The organism is Kaistella treverensis (genome assembly GCF_900114045.1).
In the GTDB taxonomy this organism is placed as follows: domain Bacteria; phylum Bacteroidota; class Bacteroidia; order Flavobacteriales; family Weeksellaceae; genus Kaistella; species Kaistella treverensis.
This window is the reverse complement of record NZ_FORQ01000002.1, coordinates 269,879-290,238: the sequence shown is the minus strand read 5'-3', so window position 1 is coordinate 290,238 and position 20,360 is coordinate 269,879. Positions and strand designations below refer to the sequence as shown.

Genomic DNA, 20,360 nt, shown 5'->3' with positions numbered 1-20,360 from the left:
AATTCAAACCTTTTTATAGCATTTGAGTTTAAAAGGTTTAAGCAAAAGCGCGGAGCAAATTGCTTTTTGTAACATTTACGCGGAAAGAAATACTAATTGCTAAAATCTTTAATGAGAAAAATTTCGACCTTTTTTGCTGTTTTTTTTGCAATTCTATCCTGGGCACAATCTACCATTTCTGGTAAAGTTATCGACGCGGAAGGCCAGCCAGTTTCCAGCGCGAGTGTTACGGTAGAAGAACCCGGCAAAGACGCTATTATCGCCTTTTCCATCACCAATGCGAAAGGTGAATATAAAGTGGTTTTTACCACCGCCGAAGCCAATGTGGATTTAAAAATTAAAGCTTTTAACCAAAAGCCGCTTCAAAAAACGATAAAAAACGAAGATCAAAGCCAGAATTTTACACTTCAGCCAGATGCAACGGAGATTAAAGAAGTGAAACTGAAAGCCAAAATGATTACCAAACGTGGCGACACCATTTCGTACGACATCAAAGCTTTTGAAAGCAAATCTGACCGTACGCTTGCCGATGTTTTAAAGAAAGTTCCCGGCATTGAGGTGAATAAAGACGGAACCGTGCTTTATCAGGGTGAACCGATCAATAAATTTTACGTAAACGGAAAAGATTTGATGGAAGGCGGTTACGGAACCATTAATAATTCACTTCCGACTGGCGCTGTGCAGAAAATTGAGGTAATGGAAAACCATCAGCCGGTGAAAATTTTACAGGATAAAGTTCCGTCAGAAAATGCGGCGCTGAATATAAAACTAAAAAAGTCGGTGACGATGACAGGGCGTGGTGAAGTTGGTGTAGGGATGGAGCCGTTTTTATATAATTTAAAATTAACTCCGATGTTTTTCGGGCAGAAAAACCAGTGGGTGGTGAATTATAAAACCAATAATAATGGTGAAAGTGTAGAAAGAGAAGGAAACTTGCTTTCTTTCGGAAGTCGCTGGGAGGGCAGAAGAGGTCAGGCGTCGCCAAACCATTGGTTAAGTGTGGATGAAGCCTCGGTGCCGAATATTCCGGAAAAGCGTTATTTAATGAATAATGTGCACTTTTTTTCAGCAAATCTGCTGACGAATCCGTTCAAAAACAAAGAATGGGAATTGAAAGCAAATACGAGCTACACAAACAATTCGATCAGCAGAGAATCCTATCGTGAAACGACTTACGAACAAGACACCGATTTCTTCAAAGCCGGAAAGATTACCACGATAGAATCTAATAACTTCTATAGCAACGCCGCGAAAGGCGAACTTATTTTTACCAAAAATGCTAAAAAAGGTTTCTTTAAAAATACAACAACTTGGAATGGTTTCTGGAATGAAGACCGCGGAAATACGCGCACGCAATACAATATGGCGGTGTCGGATCCCTCGCTAAATGATATTTCTGTCGCTGAAGCGATGAGCGCGCCGACAGGAATCATCAAAAACTCATTAAGCACTATAATTCCGTGGAAAGATAAGCTGGTGAATTTTATGAGTTACCTTTCTTACCAAACCGACCGACAAAAATTGGCTGCGGTTTATGACAATTTTTACGATTTGGATGACGCCTTCGGAACGCATTTTAACCGTTTGGACCAGAATATTGCTTTAAAAACCTTGGAAGCCAACCATTCCGCATCGGTAGGATTTAGTTACAAAAAGTGGACGATTACCCCGGAAGTGGGTTTAAATCTATCTTTTAACGACATGAATTCTCAGCTTTATGGCGATGGTGATTTGCTTGACACTTCTTTTCAAAACAAATTAAAGTGGACGGAAATCAATCCGTATACTTCCGTAGGACTGAATTATAAAGGAAAAGCACTTAATTTAAGCATCAATTTGCCGGTAAATATGTACGGAATGGATTACAAAGATCTGTTGCGCGACAAAGATTCTGAAATAAGCCGAACGGTTTTTGAACCAACTTTTTACGGAAGTTATGATTTCGCATCCTTCTGGAAATTTTCGGGTTACGGAGGTATAAATTATAATTTTGGAAATTTCGGTTCGGTGTATGAAGGTCAAATTTTGACAAGTCCGAAATCTTTGAATTTCCGCGACAGCAATCTTTTGCCGGAAAACAGAAATATCAATTCTACCGCGCGTTTGGAGTACAGAAATCCGTTGAATAACCTTTTCTTCAATTTACGTTACGGCTATAATGTTTCGAACCGAAATATTATCACGAAAACGCGGCCGTTTGCTTCTGGCGCTTCGTCTGTAGCTTTGGAATATTTCGATAATAATTCTTATTCGCAAACCGAAAGTGCTGAAATCGGTAAATATTTCCCGAAGTTTAAAACAAATGCGTCGGCAAGTTTCAGCAACCGCGATGGAAATTCATACAGCATTTTGGTGGATAATAATAACGTTGACAATCTTATTGAAAGCAAAAATAACACGCAAAGTGTGGCTTTTAAATTTAATAATACCTATTTCAGCTGGATGAGTCTGGATTACAATATTTCACTGAACTGGAACAAAAACAGCGACGATTACCGGAATAATGTGAATAAATCTTCGGGCTGGAACCATAATCTGAATCTTTATCTTTACCCGCTGGAAAATCATACCATCGGTTTTGTCTGGGATGATATTTCGACCACGCAAGGCGCAACCACGTTACGAAATCCTTTCTACGATTTGTCTTACCAATATACGTGGGCGAAAAAGAAAATAGATTTTGAAATAAAATGGCTGAATATTGCCAATAAAAAAGTGTACGAAACCATCGGTTACAACACGACGTATTTTTCTACCACACGAAACAGCATCGAAATACGGCCAAGCCAGGTGATGTTTACCGTGAAATTCAACTTTAAGTAAAACGAAAAAATCCCGCCTAAAAGGCGGGAATTTTTTTGAATTATTTTAGAAAGTTTCGTGATCGGCGCTCGGGCCGTAACTTGCCGGCAGCGGAATATCATTCAGCCGATAATAAACACCAAGTTGAGCGCGGTGGTGAACAATCTGGTTCAACGCATGACGTATAGCGCCATATTTATCGAATTCTGCTAAAACCAGCTCACCCATATTCATGCTCCATTTTCCGGTCAGGTCGTCTTCTTTGCTGGTTTCCAAAATTTCTCTGCTGATTGCGGAAACTTCTTCGAATTTTTGCTGAAGTTCTTTGCGGTTCAGCAAAATTGTCGGTTTGTAATCGCCCGCGGCAAAATCTATTTTTTCGGTTTTCATTACGACTTCGGGCCAGCCGAAAATTTCTACGATGTGCGTGGCAAGACTCATCAGTTTCATACTTTTTTCGTGCGGGCTGTAATCGTTTTTTCCCTCTGGAAAAATTTCCAGGAATTTTTTCGTGGTTTCGTACTCCTGCTCAAATTCTTGCTTTAATAGCGGTAAAGTTTCCATGTTAATATTTTTAAGGTGTGGTAAATGAAGATTAAAATTAAACTAAAAAAAGCAATTTTTTTCTAAAATTCTGTAACAATTACCGCCCGTTGTTTACTAATTGTAAAATAGAAAGATGAAAAAAATTTTTGCTTTTGTAGCGTTTACGGCGTTTTTTGCGATTAATGCACAGGAAACTGCCAATAGATTTTTTTATGAATTAAGCTATAAGCCGAAAAAAGATTCAGCAAAAGTAGAAAAGGTGATGGCTGTTTTGGACGTAACCAAAAACAAAAGCATTTACCGAGATTATACGCTTGTAGCGCAGGATTCCATTCTAAAAGTTCAGGTTGAAGCGATGCAGAAATCGGGCACGTTTAAAGATATTTCGAAAACGATGACGATGCCGAAGTTTACGGAGAAGATTTACAAGTTTTACCCGGAAATGAAAGTTCAGTTTGTGGACCAAATCAGCAGTGGTTTTACGCCGGTGAATATTGGTTACAACGAAGATTTGAAATTCAACTGGAAGATCGATTCGCAAAAAGAAAAAATTGGTGAATATAACGCCCAAAAAGCCACAACAGAATATGGCGGAAGAAAGTATACCGCGTGGTTTACCACGGATATTCCATTGCAGGACGGGCCGTACAAATTTCACGGCTTACCGGGACTTATTGTAAAAATCAGCGACGACGCAAATAATTATTCCTGGGAATTAAAGGGAAATAAAAAAATACCTAACTTCAATGAAGTAACTTACATCGAATCGGTAATGCCGGGCGGAAACGGTGGGAAAGTTCAGGAGCTTTCGCGTGAAAAATTTACCAAAACGCTCAGCGACTATAAAAAAGATCCGTTTGCTTCCATGAGACCAATGCTTACGCCGCAAATGATGTCGATGAAAATGCCCGGAATGGACGGTACGATGGGAGATTACCTGAAACAGCAGGAAAAAACCACTATAGAGTTTTATAAGTCCAATAACAACCCAATTGAAATTCCGGTCGAAAAACCAAAAAAATAGACTTCAGATAGATTAAATTATAATTGTTGAAACCTCGGGACATTTACTGTTTTGAGGTTTTTTGTGCTGTAATTTTTCCTATAATCCTTATTTAGATTAAATTTAAATAACGTATATTTGCCATTCAAAATTTTAGCCTTGAAAAGAGATATTTCCGATAAATTATGTTGTTTTCCCCGGAAAAAAATGGGGAAGATTTTGGGTTACGAAAATAAGGACCTCATCATGCCCAACAAAATTATTGAAATGGGCCTGCTGCCGAACACTGTTTTTAAAGTCCTTTATCAGGCGCCTTTCAAAGGGCCGCTGTATATCGAATTCGGTGACGAGAAAAGCAGGATCGCTCTTCGCGAAGAAGAAGCACGCTTCATTATTGTAGAAAGTTTAACTTAAATATTCTCCCAATTCTTGCAGATCGCGGAGCGTAGAATGAACACTTCAAAAAAACAAATTCTTTTAGTCGGAAATCCTAACGTAGGTAAATCCACTGTTTTCAACATATTGTGCAACAAAAAGCAGAAAACCGGTAATTACGCTGGTGTTACTGTTGCCAGCCATTCCGGCGGTTATGAATATAAGGGCGAGCAAGTAGAAGTTATCGATCTGCCGGGTTCTTACAGCATTTATCCAACGTCCGAAGACGAAGCAATTTTTTCTAAATATCTGATCGACGAGCAGCAAAATTATACGGGTGTTGTTTATATTTTAGAAGCTTTAAGCATCAAACGAGGACTGCTTTTATTTCAGCAGATTCAGGATTTAGGTATTCCCGTGCTTTTAGTCGTTAACCAAATCGATCAGGCGCACCGCCGCGGAATTAAAATAGACACCGAACAGCTTTCCAAAGAGCTTAATGTTACGGTTTTACAGGCAAATGCAAAGCTGAATCAGGGAATTGACGAGCTGCGTGAGGAAGTTTTTAAACAAAGTTTTACCAAATCGGAAACGGTGTCGTTTGATATTCCGACGGAGCACAAAGGTCTCGTTTTCAAAATTTTAGAGGAAACAAAGGAAGAAAATCAATACAAAATCTGGACTTTACTTTCCTCCGACACCTATTTGGGAAAACTGGAAACGGTGAATGACCAAATCAATAATGATGAGGTTAAATGTTTGGTTCCTAAAAGATTACAGACTCAGGAAACCATCCGGCGCTATCAGGAAATCGATAAAATTATTGCTAAAGTTTTAGCCAAAAAACCACAATTCAAGGAATTACTCACCGAAAAGCTGGACAAAATTTTGGTTCACCCGATTTGGGGTTACGTAATTTTCGGGCTTGTTTTGCTCGTTATTTTCGAAAGTGTCTTTTTCCTCGCGGAATATCCAATGAACTGGATTTCCGATTTTTTCCTTTGGTTTTCAACTTTCGTTAGCGCGCAGCTTCCGGAAGGTCCGATAAATTCTCTCGTGTCAAACGGTATAATTCCCGGCATTGGCGGCATCGTAGTTTTTGCCCCTCAAATTGGCATTTTATTGTATTTTCTCTATTTGCTGGAAGATTCCGGCTATATGGCGCGCGTCATTTTTCTCATGGACCGTTTTCTGCGTCCGTTTGGTCTGAACGGAAAAAGTATCGTACCACTGGTTTCTGGAACAGCGTGTGCGATTCCTGCCATCATGTCTACGCGTAATATTGAAAACGTAAAAGAACGACTTATCACCATTCTCGTTACGCCTTTTATGACGTGTTCGGCGCGGCTTCCCGTCTACAGTATCATCATCGGACTGATTATTCCTGACAAGTACTTTATAGGAATGAGCTATAAAGCGCTGGCTTTGATGGCGATGTATTTCCTCGGATTTTTCACCTCATTAATGGGAGCATTAATCCTGAAAAAAATTATTAAAAGTAAGGGAACTTCTTTTCTCGTCATGGATTTGCCTTCGTATAAAATGCCGCTTTTCGGTTATGATTTTAAGATCGTTCTCGGTAAAGTCTGGGAATTTATCACCGGAGCCGGAAAAATTATTTTCCTTTTCAGCATCGTGATTTGGTTTTTCAGCTATATCGGTCCGAAACAGAACGCCCAGGAATTTGTGGCGACCGATGTGAAACTTGAAAATTCTTACCTCGCGAAAATGGGAAAATCCATCGAACCGGCAATTGCTCCTTTGGGTTATGACTGGAAAATGGGCGTCGGAATCCTTACCAGTTTTGTGGCGCGTGAGGTGTTTGTTGGCACAATGTCAACGCTTTACAGCTTAGATGAAGAAGCTCCCGAAGGAACAATTATCGATAAAATGCGCAGCGACGTAAAACCGAACGGCGAAAAAGTTTTCAGTTTTGCCACGGGAATTTCAATCCTTTTTTTCTATGCTTTTGCCATGCAATGTGTTTCCACTTTAGCCGTTGTATATAGGGAAACCAAGTCCTGGAGATGGATGTTGGCACAACTTTTCGGCATGTCTGGTCTGGCGTATGTTGCCTCACTGATTGTCTACCAAATTTTAAAGTAATGGATAATTCACTTCTTTTTCAATACCTTATTATTGCCGCAATTGTTTTAATTGCAGGATATTCTCTGTTTAAAATTATCGCGCGCAATTTCAGCTCGAAAAAATTTAAATCCAAAGGAAAAGCCGGCTGCGACCGCGATTGCTGTAGTTAAAAATTCCGGGCTAAATAGCTTGATTTTTACCTTTTTAAAATTTTCATTTTGAAAAAAAAGCCGTTTTAAGGCGCTATTTTCTTTTCCATTTAATTCGTAATTTTGCACATCGAAAAAACACACGCACTTCGTGCTAAAAAATTGAAAATATGTCTTTAATAAAATCTATTTCTGGAATCCGCGGCACCATCGGCGGTAAAGTTGATGAAAATCTTACGCCACTTGATGTGGTAAAATTTACTTCCGCCTTTGGAACCTGGCTTCAGAAGAATAAAAATAAAAAAGATTTAACCCTGGTTGTCGGCCGCGATGCGCGCATTTCCGGCGCAATGGTAAATTCACTGGTCACTGCAACTTTACAAGGTTTAGGAATTAATGTCATCGATCTTGGACTTTCTACCACGCCAACAGTGGAAGTGATGGTTCCGGAACTTCAGGCTGATGGTGGAATAATTCTTACCGCTTCACACAACCCGAAGCAGTGGAACGCTCTGAAATTATTGAATGAAAAAGGCGAATTTATTTCGGGTGAAAACGGTACTGATGTTTTGGCTTTGGCTGAAAGTCAGGATTTCGATTACGCTGAAGTTGATGATTTAGGAAAATATGAAACGCGCGACGACGCTTTTGATATTCATATCCAGAAGATTTTAGATTTACCAATGGTTGACGCAGAAGCCATTAAAGCCAAGAAATTTAAGGTTGTTGTTGATGCCGTAAATTCTACGGGCGGAATTGCCATTCCACAATTATTGGAAAAATTGGGCTGCGACGTCGTAAAATTATATTGTGAACCAAACGGGCATTTTCCGCACAATCCGGAGCCGTTGAAAGAGCATTTGGGTGATATTTGTGAATTAATGAAAACCGAAAAAGCTGATGTCGGCATCGTGGTCGATCCGGATGTTGACCGTTTGGCTTTGGTAGATGAAAATGGTGAACTTTTCGGTGAAGAATACACTTTGGTCGCGGTTGCAGATTACCTTTTGAAAAATAAAAAAGGCGTAGCAATTTCCAATCTATCTTCCAGCCGCGCTTTAAGAGATGTTGCAAGAAATTCGGGCTCCGAATATTTTGCGAGCGCGGTGGGCGAAGTAAATGTGGTGACTTTAATGAAAGAAAAAAACGCGGTGATTGGCGGTGAAGGAAATGGTGGAATCATCTATCCGGATTTGCATTACGGCCGCGATTCTTTGGTTGGTGTAGCGCTTTTTTTAACGCATTTGGCAAAAGAAAACAAAATGGTTTCCGAACTTCGCGCAACTTATCCAAGCTATTTCATGGGTAAGAAGAAAATTGAACTCACGCCGGACATCGATGTGGATTCACTTTTAACAAAAGCGAAAAAAGAGTATCAAAAGGAGGAAATTTCTACGGTGGACGGCGTAAAAATCGATTTTGAAAATAACTGGGTGCACCTCAGAAAATCGAATACCGAACCGATTATCAGGATTTACACTGAAGCTTTTTCTCAGGAAGAAGCAGATCAGCTGGGCGACCAGATGATTGCAAAAATAAGAAGTCTGATTTAAACAGAATTTTTATTAAATTTAATAAATGTTTAAGTAAAAGGTTTTTCCGAAGGTTGCAAGCGCAATTCCTCCATCGGAAATAACCGTAAAATATACTATTGGAAGAATTTTTTGAAAACGAACTAGTACAACGGTTCGAAGCAATGATAGAAAATAATGACGAATTGTACTTCGAAACCGAAGAATACGAAGAAATCATTATTCACTACCTGGAAATGGGCGATATTTCGTTTGCCGATATGGCGACAAAATATGGCCTTAAAATCCATCCCAATTCTATCGACCTTAAAGTAAAGCAGTTCGAAGTATTTCTCGAACTTGAAAAATACGCGGAAGCCAAAGAATTAATGGCTGAACTAAAGGAAAGCTGCATGGAAAAAACAGATTTTCTGGTGTGCTGTGCGAAATATTATTCAAATCTTGGAAACCCGCGACGTTCCATTGAATATTGTGAATTTGCTTTAGAACTCGGTGAAGAGGAAAACTTCCTGCACAACTTTATCGCAGACGAATACGTAAACCTTGAAGATCCTTTCAAGGCACTGAAACATTATAAACTCGCACTGACATTCGATCCGCAGGATGAATATTCGTTAGAAAACATTATGTTTTGCTACAACCAGCTGAAAAGAGGCGATGAAGCCATCGAATTTTTGAATGGTTATTTGGATAAATATGCTTTTTCGGAAACTGCGTGGTACGAATACGGTCAGTTTTACTTCAATAAGAAAAATTACGAAGAAGCCATCAGAGGTTTTGATTATTTATTGGCGATCAATTCCCAATCCGTTGGCGTTTATGCGAACAAAGCAGCATGTTATGAAGCGATGGGAGAGTGGTTAAAAGCCATCGCAGTCTATGAAGAAATGTTGGCGCTAGAATATACCAAATCTTTCACTTTCTATAAAATCGGGCTGTGTTACAAAGAGAATAAACAACCTGTTTTAGCTCTGAATTTTTTCCAAAAATCACTTCGCGATGACCCGCAATTTTATATGTCGATGATCGAACAGTCGTATGTCTACGAAGAAATGGGCAGCATGAAGGAAGCGCTGCATTTTGCAAAAGAGGCTGTTTCGCTGAACGACACCAATATGGAATATCAGAAAAGGTTGGCGTATCTTCACATTGAAGCTGGTGAGTTTGAAGAAAGTTTAATTTGCCTTAAAAAACTGGTGGATTTTGAGCCGAACCGCTTTTATAACTGGTACGCGCAATCGGAAGTTTTGATGCTGATTGGTGAATATGAAGAAGCAATTGCGGTGCTTTTAAATGGTACAAAACTACATAACAGAGCAGAACTGTATTATCAGCTTAGCAACTGCTATTTCCACCTGAACAACCAGAAAAAAGGCAGAAACTCACTCGCAAAAGCGCTGGAACTCGATCCGCAGCTTTTGGATGATATGCAGCAGAAATATCCTTTTATTAAAGAGGAAGTTGATAAAGTAAAAGCCAAAAAGAAATAAAAACTTGTGGTTAAAATGAAAAAAAACGTGCTTTTAGCGCGTTTTTTTGGTTTAATATTTAGCGATAGTAAAAATCCAGAAATTGGAAAAATTCCGTCATCCGATAAAAATTATTGAGTGCTAAATAAAAGAAAAGCACCGAAACAGTGGCGAATAAAATTGAAATCATTTTAGCAGAATTTCGGTAAGCGTAAAAAAGCCAGCCGATCATCAGCGGAACAATGAAAATAAAATGTCCACCGTAAATATACGAAGTGTGAAGCCCGAATTTTAAAATACAGTGAATTAAAACATCCACTAAAAACGACAGCATTAAAACCTGAACCAGCTTATTTTTGAAATTTTTTGCGTAGCTCCAAACAACCAAAAATAGAACGATTCCGACAAAAATGTAGGGGAACACGCCGGTGTAAACGTCCATAAAAAGTGCCTTGTATTCAAAACCTTTTTTGTTGTGATAATCGCGCAGAATAAAAGAGCTGAAAAGCATATTTCCACCGAAAAACCAGGAAATTATCATATCCCAAACGGGCGTAACTTTCGGGTTTGAAAATTTTTCCAACTGTTCTGTGGATTTTTCGAAAAAATGTAGAAATTTAAAGTTTAAGCGATACATAAACAGCAAAACAAAAGCTGCCACCGAAAGTGCTACACGTAAAACCAAACTGCCAAATTTTCGCCAGTCCCGGAACACTTTTTCTTCAAACAGCAAAGGAATATACACTTTAACAATATTGGTCACGGTTAATCCTCCAACAGCAATTCCGGAAAAAACCAGCGCGGAGGCCGGAATTTTTTCATTTTTCCTGAGTTTCAGCGCCGCGTAATAATTAAACAGCGTCAGAAAAAATAAGGTGTAAGTGTACGTTTCCGGCGTAAAAGAAAGCAAAATCGGTGTGCTGAAAAAAGCAAAAAAAATGGTGATTAAGCTCGAAATTTTTTTCGGTAAAGTGATAATGTTTTTCAGATATTTATAAATCTGGATTAAACTTAAACTCACCCCCAGATTGCTGCAACCTGCCAAAACCAGCCGAAAAATTTCGTTTTTTTCACCGTTTGAAAACAAGAGAGCAAACTCCCGGATCCAGCTAAAAAAATAATTGGCCAGCGGATGTCTTTCAAAACCGCCGCCGGTCATCACAATCGCACGGTTATCAAAGCTGAAATACGCGTCCCACGGAATTCTGTTATCAAAAATAATGCGGTAATCTAAGGCGATTATGGTTCCCAGAATGCCGTAGACGCTGATAAAAATCAGAAATAAAAGCAGCTCAAATTTTGTTTCCGGGAAAACCGTCCGCAGCAAATCGGTAAATTTTTGTTTGAAATCCAAAAGTGAAATTTTAGCTGCAAAAATAGGCAATTTTAGGAACTGCAGGACAGGGTAGAACTTCCGGTTTGCCCATCGTAAAATGAAGGTCTTTTCACCGAAAATTCCGGGTAAATTTCTTTGTATGGATTTTCTAAAGCGTGTTGCAATTTATTTAAAAGATCTTTTTTGCCTTCATTTAATTCATTGATACATTCAAAAAGCAGGTAATTTCGAAGGATGAACTTTGGATTGGTTTTTTGCATCAGCTCCAAAGATTCTTCTTTTGAAATGCTGTTTTTCTCAAGCCTTTCTAAATATTTGCCAAGAAAAACATTTAATTTTTCTCTGTTTTCAGTTGTAATTGAATGGTAAAAGACACTTTCAAAATGAAGTTTACTGTCGCTTTCTTCCGTGTAAGTTTCAAGTTGTTTAAAAAATAAGGTATAATCGAGGCTTAAATCCTGCATAAGCTGCTGCGCTTCGGTGAAAAAAGCTGCATCTTCATCCAAAAGTTCATTAAAACCAAATTTTTTCGCCATCATTTCATCGTGTTTTTGCCAAAAACGTTCGTTGAAATTATTCAGCGTCTCTTCCAGTTGTTGCTCATCTTTAATTAATGGATAAAGCGCATTCGCCAATTGCCAAAGATTCCACTGCGCAATCTTCGCCTGATTTCCAAACGCATAACGTCGGCCCGGTAAATCTGTGGTGTTCGGTGTAAAATTCAGGTGATATTCGTCTAAAAATGAAAACGGCCCGTAATCAATCGTAAGACCAAGAATCGACATGTTGTCGGTATTCATCACGCCATGCACAAATCCCACGCGGTACCATTCTACAATCATATCCGCGGTTAAATCAGAAATTTTCTGGAAAAATTCCGCATATTTTGTTGAACTGCTTTCATCGATTTCCGCGAAATAATTTTTGATGGCAAAATCGGCTAATTTTTGCAAAGTAGCTGTTTCCTTCTGCGCTGATAATAATTCAAAATGACCGAAGCGCAAAAAGCTCGGTGCTGTCCGCATCATGACGGCGCCTTTTTCGTACGCCGCATGTCCGTCATACAACATATCGCGAACAACCTGCTCGCCGCTCAGCGAAAGCGAAAGTGCGCGCGTTGTCGGAATGCCAAGATGGTGCATCGCTTCACTCATTAGATATTCCCGCACGGAAGAGCGCAGCACCGCACGACCATCAGCATGTCTGGAATACGGAGTTGCGCCCGCACCTTTCCACTGAAGTTCTGTTTTTTTGCCATTTTCATTGGTTATTTCACCGGCAAAAATTGCGCGTCCATCGCCAAGCTGTCCCGCCCAGTTCCCAAACTGATGTCCGGCGTACGCCGTAGAATACGTTTTAATATTTTCCGGAAGTGCAGAAGCATTTAAAAAGTTCAGATCATCCTGGTTTTCAATTTCACCCAAACCGATTTCCTGCGCCAGTTTTTCATTAAAGACTATAAGCTCCGGCTTTTCAAAACCTACGATTTTAACGGTTGAAAAGACCATTTGTGGCGTTTGGCGCTGCTGAGGATTTCCGGACAAATCACCCGGAAAAATTTCGAAATATGGTTGTGTTATACGGTCTAAATTCATGTATCAAAGGTAAAAAAAATCCTTCCAAATTACTTTGAAAGGATGTTATGAGTAAAATAGAACTTATTTATTAAAATCAATTTCCTCGCCGGTATTGATTTTTTCGTTGACATTTTCCTCTTTTTTCGCCGGAGATTTTTTCGGAACGTTAACCGGTTCTTCAGCTTTTGGATTTTTAATTTCATCGATAGTTTGCAGCGCGCCTTCGTCACCATAACCGCCAAGCCCCTGTAAGTCGGTACAGCTTCCGGTCCAGTTGGAAGGTTTTACAAACTTGTCTTCAGGTGAAACTTCGAGGTCTTTATTGGCCCAGACTTTTTTCATATAAATTGCCCAAACGGGTAGCGCCATTTTCGCACCCTGACCTTCACCCGTTCCGCGGAAGTGCGCCGCGCGGTCTTCCCAGCCGACCCAGACTCCCGTCGCAAGATTTGGTGTAATACCCATAAACCAACCATCAGAGTTGTTTTGTGTTGTTCCGGTTTTGGCGGCAATTTCAATTCCTTGCGGAACTCCGCGACGACCGAGTTCGCCTGCACCGGTACCATATTCGGCAACCCCTTTCATTAAATCAATCATGGTGTAGGCGTACAATTCATTCATTACTTCTTTGGTCACTGGTTTCACCTCTTTAATCAAACGGGAGTTGGCATCTTCAATACGCCAGATCATTTCGGGTTTAATGTAGTTTCCGTAATTTGCAAAAGTACTGTAGGCGCCAAGCATTTCGTAAATTGTAATATCAGAAGAACCTAAAGCAACGGCGTATTCGTTCGGAATTTCTTCAGTGACGCCCAAATCACGCGCTGTCTGGATTACACTTTTTACGCCGGTCATTTCAATAAGGCGCACGGCAACCGGGTTTTTAGAGTGGGCTAAGGCATCACGAAGTGTCAGCATTCCGCCGGAGCCTTCTACGCGCCACGTTCCTTTGGTGTAAGTTGCGTTAGAAACGGTTGAACAAGGCGTCATCCCTAATTTCATAATCGCAGTAGCGTAAACAAATGGTTTAAATGTAGAACCAACCTGCCTTTTTCCCTGCTTGATGTGATCGTACTGGAAATGCTGCCAGTTAATCCCGCCAACCCAAGCTTTAATTTCGCCGGTTCCAGGAACCATAGACATTAATCCCGCCTGCGCGATTTGCTTGTGGTATCTGATGGAATCCCATGGCGACATTTCTACTTCTTCTTCACCATCCCAGGTAAATCTTGAGGTTTTGATCGGGGTTTTAAAATCGATCATGATGGAATCTTCGGAAACGCCCGCGTTTTTAAGCTGCTTATAGCGGCCTGTACGCTTCATGGCCTGAACCATGATGGAATTGATCTGTTTGTCATCAATTAAGTAGAACGGACGGTCTTTACGGCCGCGCTGTTCAGCATCAAATCTTTTTTGGAGGTCGGTCAAATGTTCTTTAATAGCTTCTTCAGCATACACCTGCATTCGTGAATCCAGCGTGGTATAAATCTTTAAACCATCTTTAAAAATATTCAGTCTTTTTCCTGTTTTTTTCTCAAAATCTTTAATATAACCTTCGATTTCCTGTCTCAGATAAGATTTGTAATACGCGGAATATCCGTCGTCGATGGTTTTTATCGGATGAAAATCTGTTTCAATTGGTGTTGCTACGGCTTTTTCATAAGTTTGCTGATCCAAATATCCGGTTTTCAGCATTTGGTCTAAAACCACATCTCTTCTGCGTTTCGCGCGGTCCGGATTTCTCAAGGGATTATTCGCAACCGGCGCTTCCAACATCGCCACAAAAGTAGCTGCCTCCGGAAGTGTAAGCTCCGGCGTTTTTTTGTTAAAATAAATTCGCGAAGCCATTTCAATTCCATTTGCGTTGTTTACAAAATCAAACTTGTTGAAATAGAGGGTAATAATTTCTTCTTTGGTATATCTTTTTTCAAGACTTACTGCCACAACCCATTCTTTCAGTTTTTGAAAAACACGCTGAACGGTATTCTGCGAAGCTGTTCCGGTAAATAATAGTTTTGCCAACTGCTGGGTAATGGTGGAACCACCACCACGCTGACCACCAAATGCCACGGCACGCGCAACGGACTGTAAATCAATTCCTGAATGTTCTTTAAAGCGCTCATCTTCTTTTGCCTGTAAAGCGTAAATTAAATACGGTGGAAGCTGCTTGTAAGTAACAGGCTGCGTTTTTTCTTTTTCGAATTTTCCTAAAAGTTTACCGTCTGAAGAGTAAATTTCCGAAGCAACATAGATATCTGGATTTTCGAGTTCCTTCACATCGGGCATATCACCAAGAAAACCCTGTGAAACCGCAAAAAATAATCCGGCAATGCCTACAACCAGGATGGCAAGTCCCATCCAGATCATTTTTACCCACTTTTTCCAGCCGGTATTCCGGGTTTTTTTGGGAGGAAGCGGAAACTGTGTTTTATTTCCTTTATTCTGTGTGTTTTCCATAAATACTTTTACGGTTTCGCTGTATTAATTTTAACGCCAATATCTTCTATACCCGGCAATTTTTCCTGACGCATCGCCTGTTTGATGCCGATAGAATAATCACCCACATTCGGGAATTTATAATTTACTTTATACTGAAAAAGGATTTCTTTGGTATCTCCAAAGCCTTTACCTAACCAGGTGCCGTTTGGTTCCGCTAAAATATAATTCAGCGTATCAGTGCTTTTGGTTTTGGTTTTATTGTTCAGAAAATCAACGATTAAGCGGATATTGCTGTACGGATAATCATTATTATTTCTTACCACAAATATAATATTTCTGGGCTCTTGATTATCGGTAATATTAAAGTTAAACTTCTGTTCAGCATTTTTATCCCAAGTGCCGTTAAGACCTTTGAGTTCCACATATTCTGAATTATCACCACAACTTAGCAAAATTGCAATAACGAAAAAAAGGCTCAAAATGTTATGTATTTTCATCACGTTTGGGCGGAGTCTTCTTTTTAAATTTTTTAGCCTGCGGTTGAGCAGGTTTCGCATTTTCGGTTGGTTGCTTTTCGCGGCGCGGCTGATTTCTCTTTTCCGTTTGATTTTGGTTTTCAGCTGGTTTTCGGTTTCCGCGAGGCTGATTTTGGTTTTGGTTATTCGGCCTTCTTTTCTGGTTTTTTCCAGAATTTCTGTCTCGTCGTTCGAAACGGTCCACATTGTTTTCCTGAATTAAATCTACAGATTTTACCGGAATATCGTTGGTTTTTAATTCTTCCAGTGGCGGCGCTTTTTCACCTTTCTTATTCTGAGAGAGCAATTTTTTAACTTCCTGTACGTCAAGATCGTACCAAGCCATGGAATGATCTACATATGCAAACCACATTCTTTTTTTGAACACATCGATTTTAATACAGAACGCTTTTCCTTTAATGGTATCAATGGTAGAATTTGAAGAAGGAAAATCGCTGAGCGCATCCAAATAACTGTCGAGCTCGTAATTTAAACAGCACTTTAATTTTCCGCACTGGCCAGCTAATTTTTGCGGATTAATACTCAATTGCTGATAACGCGCGGCGTTGGTATTCACCGAACGGAAATCTGTCAACCAGGTAGAACAGCAAAGTTCGCGTCCGCAGGAGCCAATTCCGCCAATTTTTGCGGCTTCCTGACGGAAACCGATTTGTTTCATATCAATTTTAGTACGGAAAAGTGACGCGTATTCTTTAATCAACTGCCGAAAATCTACGCGATTTTCTGCAGTATAATAAAACGTAACTTTACCACCATCGCCCTGATATTCAACATCAGAAATTTTCATATCCAGGTTTAAAGCATACGCAATTTTACGTGCCTGTATTTTTACGCTTTCTTCCTTCGCGCGGTATTCCTGCCAAACCTCAATATCTTTTTGGTTGGCTAAACGGTAAATTTTCAGTGGGTTATCTTCAGTGACATATTTTTTCTTCATCTGAATTTTAACCAGTTCTCCTGTAAGGCTTACTACACCTATATCGTGACCCGGGCTGGATTCTACTGTGACGATGCTTCCGATATGAAGCGGCAATTTATTTACGTTTTTATAGAAAAATTTATGATCGTTTTTAAATCTAACTTCCACAAAATCAGTTTGTGACTGCGACGGATTGTTAATATCCGAAAGCCAATCAAAAACACTTAATTTATAACTATTGCCACACGTATCTACACTTTCACACCCATTTGCAGACTTCGTTCCGCAGGAATGGGAAGAATCGCCGGATGTTTTGCATCCACAACTCATATTTTTATTTTTTGTAATAAGCTGCAAATTTAGTATAATTTTTTTGGTATCGGCTAAAGGGCATTCATTTCCATCGGTTATTTTTCAAAATGCATTAAAAATGCTAATTATTTATGATATGTTTAAATATTGTCCGTTTATTATGCTAATCATATAATTACTGAATTTAAAAATTCGGTGCTAAAAAGGCGTTTTATTTAAATTAAACAAGTGCTTTTGCATTTTTAGCTAAAAAGCAGAAATTGCCTGTTCTAAAGGGAAATTTTTACTAATTTCTAATGGTAGTTTTTAAACGGCTGGCGTTTAACCAAATATGTTTGAAATAAATTAAGAATAATTAACAATTGTTTAAAAAATAATTTTATATTTGGAACATTAATAATGATTTTATGAAAAAAATAGTTGTAACAACAGCATTGTTGGCCGGCGTTCTTTCCTATGCCGGAGGCTTTAGAGTTTCTTTACAGGGTGTAAAGCAGTTGGCCATGGCTCACACCAGTGCACATACAGAAGATGCGAGTGTAACATTTTTCAACCCTGCGGGAATGTCTTTCATTCCGGCAAAATTAAGTGTTGCAGCTGGAGGTTTTGGCGCACAGTCCACAGTGACTTACCAAAATATGTCAACGCTACAGTCTTATGAAACAGACAGTCCGCTTGGAACACCTATTTATGCTGCAATTGCATATAGAGTTTTAGATAATGTATCAGTTGGTTTCAACTTTTCTACGCCATTCGGAAGTACTATTGAATGGCCTTCTGACTGGGCGGGTCGCGAGATCGTACAGCGTCTGGAGCTGAAAGCTTTCTATTTCCAGCCGATGGTTTCCTTTAAATTATCACCGTGGGCATCTGTTGGTGGTAGCTATATCTACGCAAAAGGAAGTGTAAACTGGGACAAAGCGGTAACGCAGTTGGGCGGAAGTTTAAATCTTACCGATGACCAGGCTTCCGGAAGTGGTTTCGGTGTGGGATTCTATATTAAACCAACCGAAAAATTAGATGTAAGCATCGCGTACCGTTCCCCAATCGATATGAAAGCGGATAACGGAACCGTAAGTTTCAATATTTCTCAGGCTTTATATCCGAACTTGGGTCTTGATGCTGCCGGTACAGATTCATTTAAAGCAACTTTACCTTTGGTTGATGAATATACAGTAGGTCTTACTTATAAAATTACACCGAAATGGTTGGTTTCCGGAGACTTTAATTACAGCGGTTGGGACCGTTATAACGAACTTACTTTAGATTTCGAAAACGCACCAATCGGTAATCAGCCAAATGATGCAACCATTTTGGTAAGCCCGAAAAACTTCAAAAGCACACGCACCTACAGAATCGGAACTCAATACCAGATTAATGATATGTTTGCTGCACGCGCAGGATATTATTATGACGAGTCACCATACTCTGACAAAAATTTCCAGGCAGAAACGCCATCATTCGATTCTAATGTATTTACTGCAGGTTTAGGAATTAATGTTTTCAAAGGTTTTGGAGTTGATTTGGCAGGTGGACTTGCTTTCCCAAAAACCAGAATGGTTGAAAACGATTACAATAACTTCTACGGACAGGCTAAAGCGAAAGCTTATTATTTTGGTTTAGGTCTTTCATATAACGCATTTTAAGATTAATAAATTATGAAAAAAATAGTATATTCAACCCTGGCAGTAGCAGCATTATTGAGCACTGCGAGTTGTAAGACAGATTTTGAAACAGATGTTGCAAATATTGCTGTAACAAGCGGCACCGCAGATTTCAGCAAATATGTGGCAATTGGTAATTCATTGACTTCAGGTTACCAAGATGGTGCTTTGTACATTGATGGACAAACTCAATCTTTCCCTTCAATGATCGCTCAACAGATGGCCTTAGCCGGTGGTGGTGTCTTCAAGCAACCTTTGATGGCAGATAATTTAGGTGGTATTCCGTCTGTTGGATTTTCCAACAAAAGAATTTTAACTCCAACACTTGGTTTGGCGATCGCACCGGGAACGGGCGCGACAACTTTAGCAAATATTTATAGCGCGGGTCCTTATAATAATATGGGAGTTCCGGGAGCAAAATCTTTTCACCTTGTTGCACCGGGTTACGGTAGCGCAGCAAATTTAGCTGTTGGAGCAGCAAATCCGTACTTCGTGCGTTTTGCCAAAACACCAACCTCAAGCGTCATTGGTGATGCAATGGAGCAAAAACCGACGTTCTTCTCGCTGTGGATTGGTAATAACGATGTTCTTTCTTACGCAACAAGTGGCGGAACAAATACCACATCAGATAACAAAATTGTTGCAGCAGTTGACCAAACAGGTAATATGAACCCTGCAACCTATAAGTCTAATGATATTTCTGATCCTACTCTCGTTGCGGGTGTAATCAAAAACATGCTTGATGGTTTGAAAAGTGTAGGAGCTACAAAAGGCGTAATTGCTAACATTCCGGATGTAACAAAAATTCCTTACTTCAACCGTGTTCCTTATAATGCAGTCCCTTTAGACGCTGCAAAAGCACAGGCTTTAAACGCTGGCTTATATCAGCCATTAATCGGAGCGCTTACATACTTAGGTGCACCAGACCGTTTTTCAATGGTAAAAGCAGGAAATAATCCGGTAATTATTGTAGATAATTCTTTACCGAACTTATCAGCACAGCTAACCGCAGTTTTAGCAGCAAACGGATATCCGGCAACACAGGCAGCATTTTTAGGAAATGCTTTTGGTCAGGCTAGACAGGCGAAAAAAGGAGAATTGATTCTTCTTACCGCTTCAAATGTTTTAGGTCTTGATGCACTTACAAATGCACCTGCAACAGCAACTTCACAGTTTATTTACGGAGCATCTTTCCCAGTAGGCGATCAATACTCTTTAACAGCAACTGAAGTTGGTAAAGTGGCAAAAGCTGTAACAGCATACAATAAATCAATTGTTGCTTTAGCGGGTACTTACGGGCTTGCTTTCGTAGATGCTAATACTACAATGGGTGAACTTAACGCAACCGGCGGTATCCAGTTTGATGGCGTGAAGTATACTTCAACATTTGTAACCGGTGGTTCATTCTCACTGGACGGTGTACATCCAACAGGACGCGGATACGCAATCTTAGCTAATGAATTTATCGAAGCTATTAATGATAAATACAAATCTACTTTACCAAAAGTAAATGTAAACAGCTATTCCGGCGTTACTTTCCCTTAAAAAAATCGGGACTAATTAAACCAAATAATTAAACCACTTGAGTTCTTCGGGTGGTTTTATTTTTTTTA

Annotated in this window: 15 protein-coding genes; 9 read left to right on the top strand and 6 right to left on the bottom strand. The window is 39.7% G+C overall.

What is annotated here, in order from left to right; translation table 11 throughout:
• Positions 1-111 precede the first annotated feature (111 nt).
• Positions 112-2,823, top strand: a complete 2,712-nt coding sequence (locus BMZ55_RS06755; RefSeq protein WP_089819679.1) for a TonB-dependent receptor — start codon at positions 112-114, stop codon at positions 2,821-2,823.
• A gap of 45 nt (positions 2,824-2,868) precedes the next feature.
• Here BMZ55_RS06755 and BMZ55_RS06750 read toward each other — a convergent pair whose 3' ends face one another.
• Positions 2,869-3,366 carry a DinB family protein gene (locus BMZ55_RS06750; RefSeq protein WP_089819678.1) on the bottom strand — a complete coding sequence of 166 codons (498 nt, stop codon included), beginning with the start codon at positions 3,364-3,366 and terminating at the stop codon, positions 2,869-2,871.
• 115 nt (positions 3,367-3,481) lie between these two features.
• On the opposite strand from BMZ55_RS06750, the gene BMZ55_RS06745 reads away from it, so the two are divergent.
• From BMZ55_RS06745 to BMZ55_RS06725, 6 genes are all read left to right on the top strand, one after another.
• Positions 3,482-4,372, top strand: a complete 891-nt coding sequence (locus BMZ55_RS06745; RefSeq protein WP_089819677.1) for a GLPGLI family protein — start codon at positions 3,482-3,484, stop codon at positions 4,370-4,372.
• A 186-nt stretch (positions 4,373-4,558) separates the two neighbouring features.
• Positions 4,559-4,765, top strand: a complete 207-nt coding sequence (locus BMZ55_RS06740; protein ID WP_052252105.1) for a FeoA family protein — start codon at positions 4,559-4,561, stop codon at positions 4,763-4,765.
• A 36-nt stretch (positions 4,766-4,801) separates the two neighbouring features.
• A complete protein-coding gene (feoB, locus tag BMZ55_RS06735) occupies positions 4,802-6,832 on the top strand; it encodes a ferrous iron transport protein B (RefSeq protein ID WP_089819676.1) in 2,031 nt (676 codons plus the stop codon).
• Positions 6,832-6,984 (top strand): hypothetical protein, encoded by a 153-nt coding sequence (locus tag BMZ55_RS11325; protein ID WP_177179789.1) that lies wholly within the window; start codon positions 6,832-6,834, stop codon positions 6,982-6,984. The genes feoB and BMZ55_RS11325 overlap by 1 nt, the downstream gene beginning before the upstream one ends.
• Before the next feature lie 149 nt (positions 6,985-7,133).
• Entirely contained in the window at positions 7,134-8,516 is a 1,383-nt protein-coding gene (gene glmM, locus BMZ55_RS06730; protein WP_089819675.1) for a phosphoglucosamine mutase, read from the top strand.
• A gap of 98 nt (positions 8,517-8,614) precedes the next feature.
• Positions 8,615-9,985, top strand: coding sequence for a tetratricopeptide repeat protein (locus tag BMZ55_RS06725; RefSeq protein ID WP_089819674.1), 1,371 nt, complete (start codon positions 8,615-8,617; stop codon positions 9,983-9,985).
• A 58-nt stretch (positions 9,986-10,043) separates the two neighbouring features.
• On the opposite strand, the gene BMZ55_RS06720 is transcribed toward BMZ55_RS06725, so the two are convergent.
• The 5 genes from BMZ55_RS06720 to ricT form a co-directional block, all read right to left on the bottom strand.
• A complete protein-coding gene (locus BMZ55_RS06720; RefSeq protein WP_089819673.1) occupies positions 10,044-11,318 on the bottom strand; it encodes a DUF6080 domain-containing protein in 1,275 nt (424 codons plus the stop codon).
• Positions 11,319-11,350: 32 nt separating this feature from the next.
• The gene (locus BMZ55_RS06715; RefSeq protein ID WP_089819672.1) at positions 11,351-12,895 is read right to left on the bottom strand and encodes a protein adenylyltransferase SelO; all 1,545 of its coding nucleotides are present in this window, start codon (positions 12,893-12,895) and stop codon (positions 11,351-11,353) included.
• Between the two features lie 63 nt (positions 12,896-12,958).
• Entirely contained in the window at positions 12,959-15,334 is a 2,376-nt protein-coding gene (locus tag BMZ55_RS06710) for a penicillin-binding protein 1A (RefSeq protein WP_089819671.1), read from the bottom strand.
• A gap of 8 nt (positions 15,335-15,342) precedes the next feature.
• Positions 15,343-15,795: a gliding motility lipoprotein GldH gene (locus BMZ55_RS06705; protein WP_233701914.1), complete on the bottom strand. Its 453-nt coding sequence runs from the start codon at positions 15,793-15,795 to the stop codon at positions 15,343-15,345.
• A gap of 4 nt (positions 15,796-15,799) precedes the next feature.
• Complete coding sequence (gene ricT, locus BMZ55_RS06700; RefSeq protein WP_089819669.1) at positions 15,800-17,101, bottom strand: PSP1 domain-containing protein; 1,302 nt, start codon at positions 17,099-17,101, stop codon at positions 15,800-15,802.
• Positions 17,102-17,490: 389 nt separating this feature from the next.
• Between ricT and BMZ55_RS06695 the strand changes: the two genes are divergently transcribed.
• Both BMZ55_RS06695 and BMZ55_RS06690 read left to right on the top strand, forming a co-directional pair.
• On the top strand, positions 17,491-18,729 hold the full coding sequence (locus BMZ55_RS06695) for an OmpP1/FadL family transporter (RefSeq protein WP_089819668.1): 1,239 nt from the start codon (positions 17,491-17,493) through the stop codon (positions 18,727-18,729).
• A gap of 12 nt (positions 18,730-18,741) precedes the next feature.
• The gene (locus BMZ55_RS06690; protein ID WP_089819667.1) at positions 18,742-20,292 is read left to right on the top strand and encodes an SGNH/GDSL hydrolase family protein; all 1,551 of its coding nucleotides are present in this window, start codon (positions 18,742-18,744) and stop codon (positions 20,290-20,292) included.
• Positions 20,293-20,360: the final 68 nt, after the last annotated feature.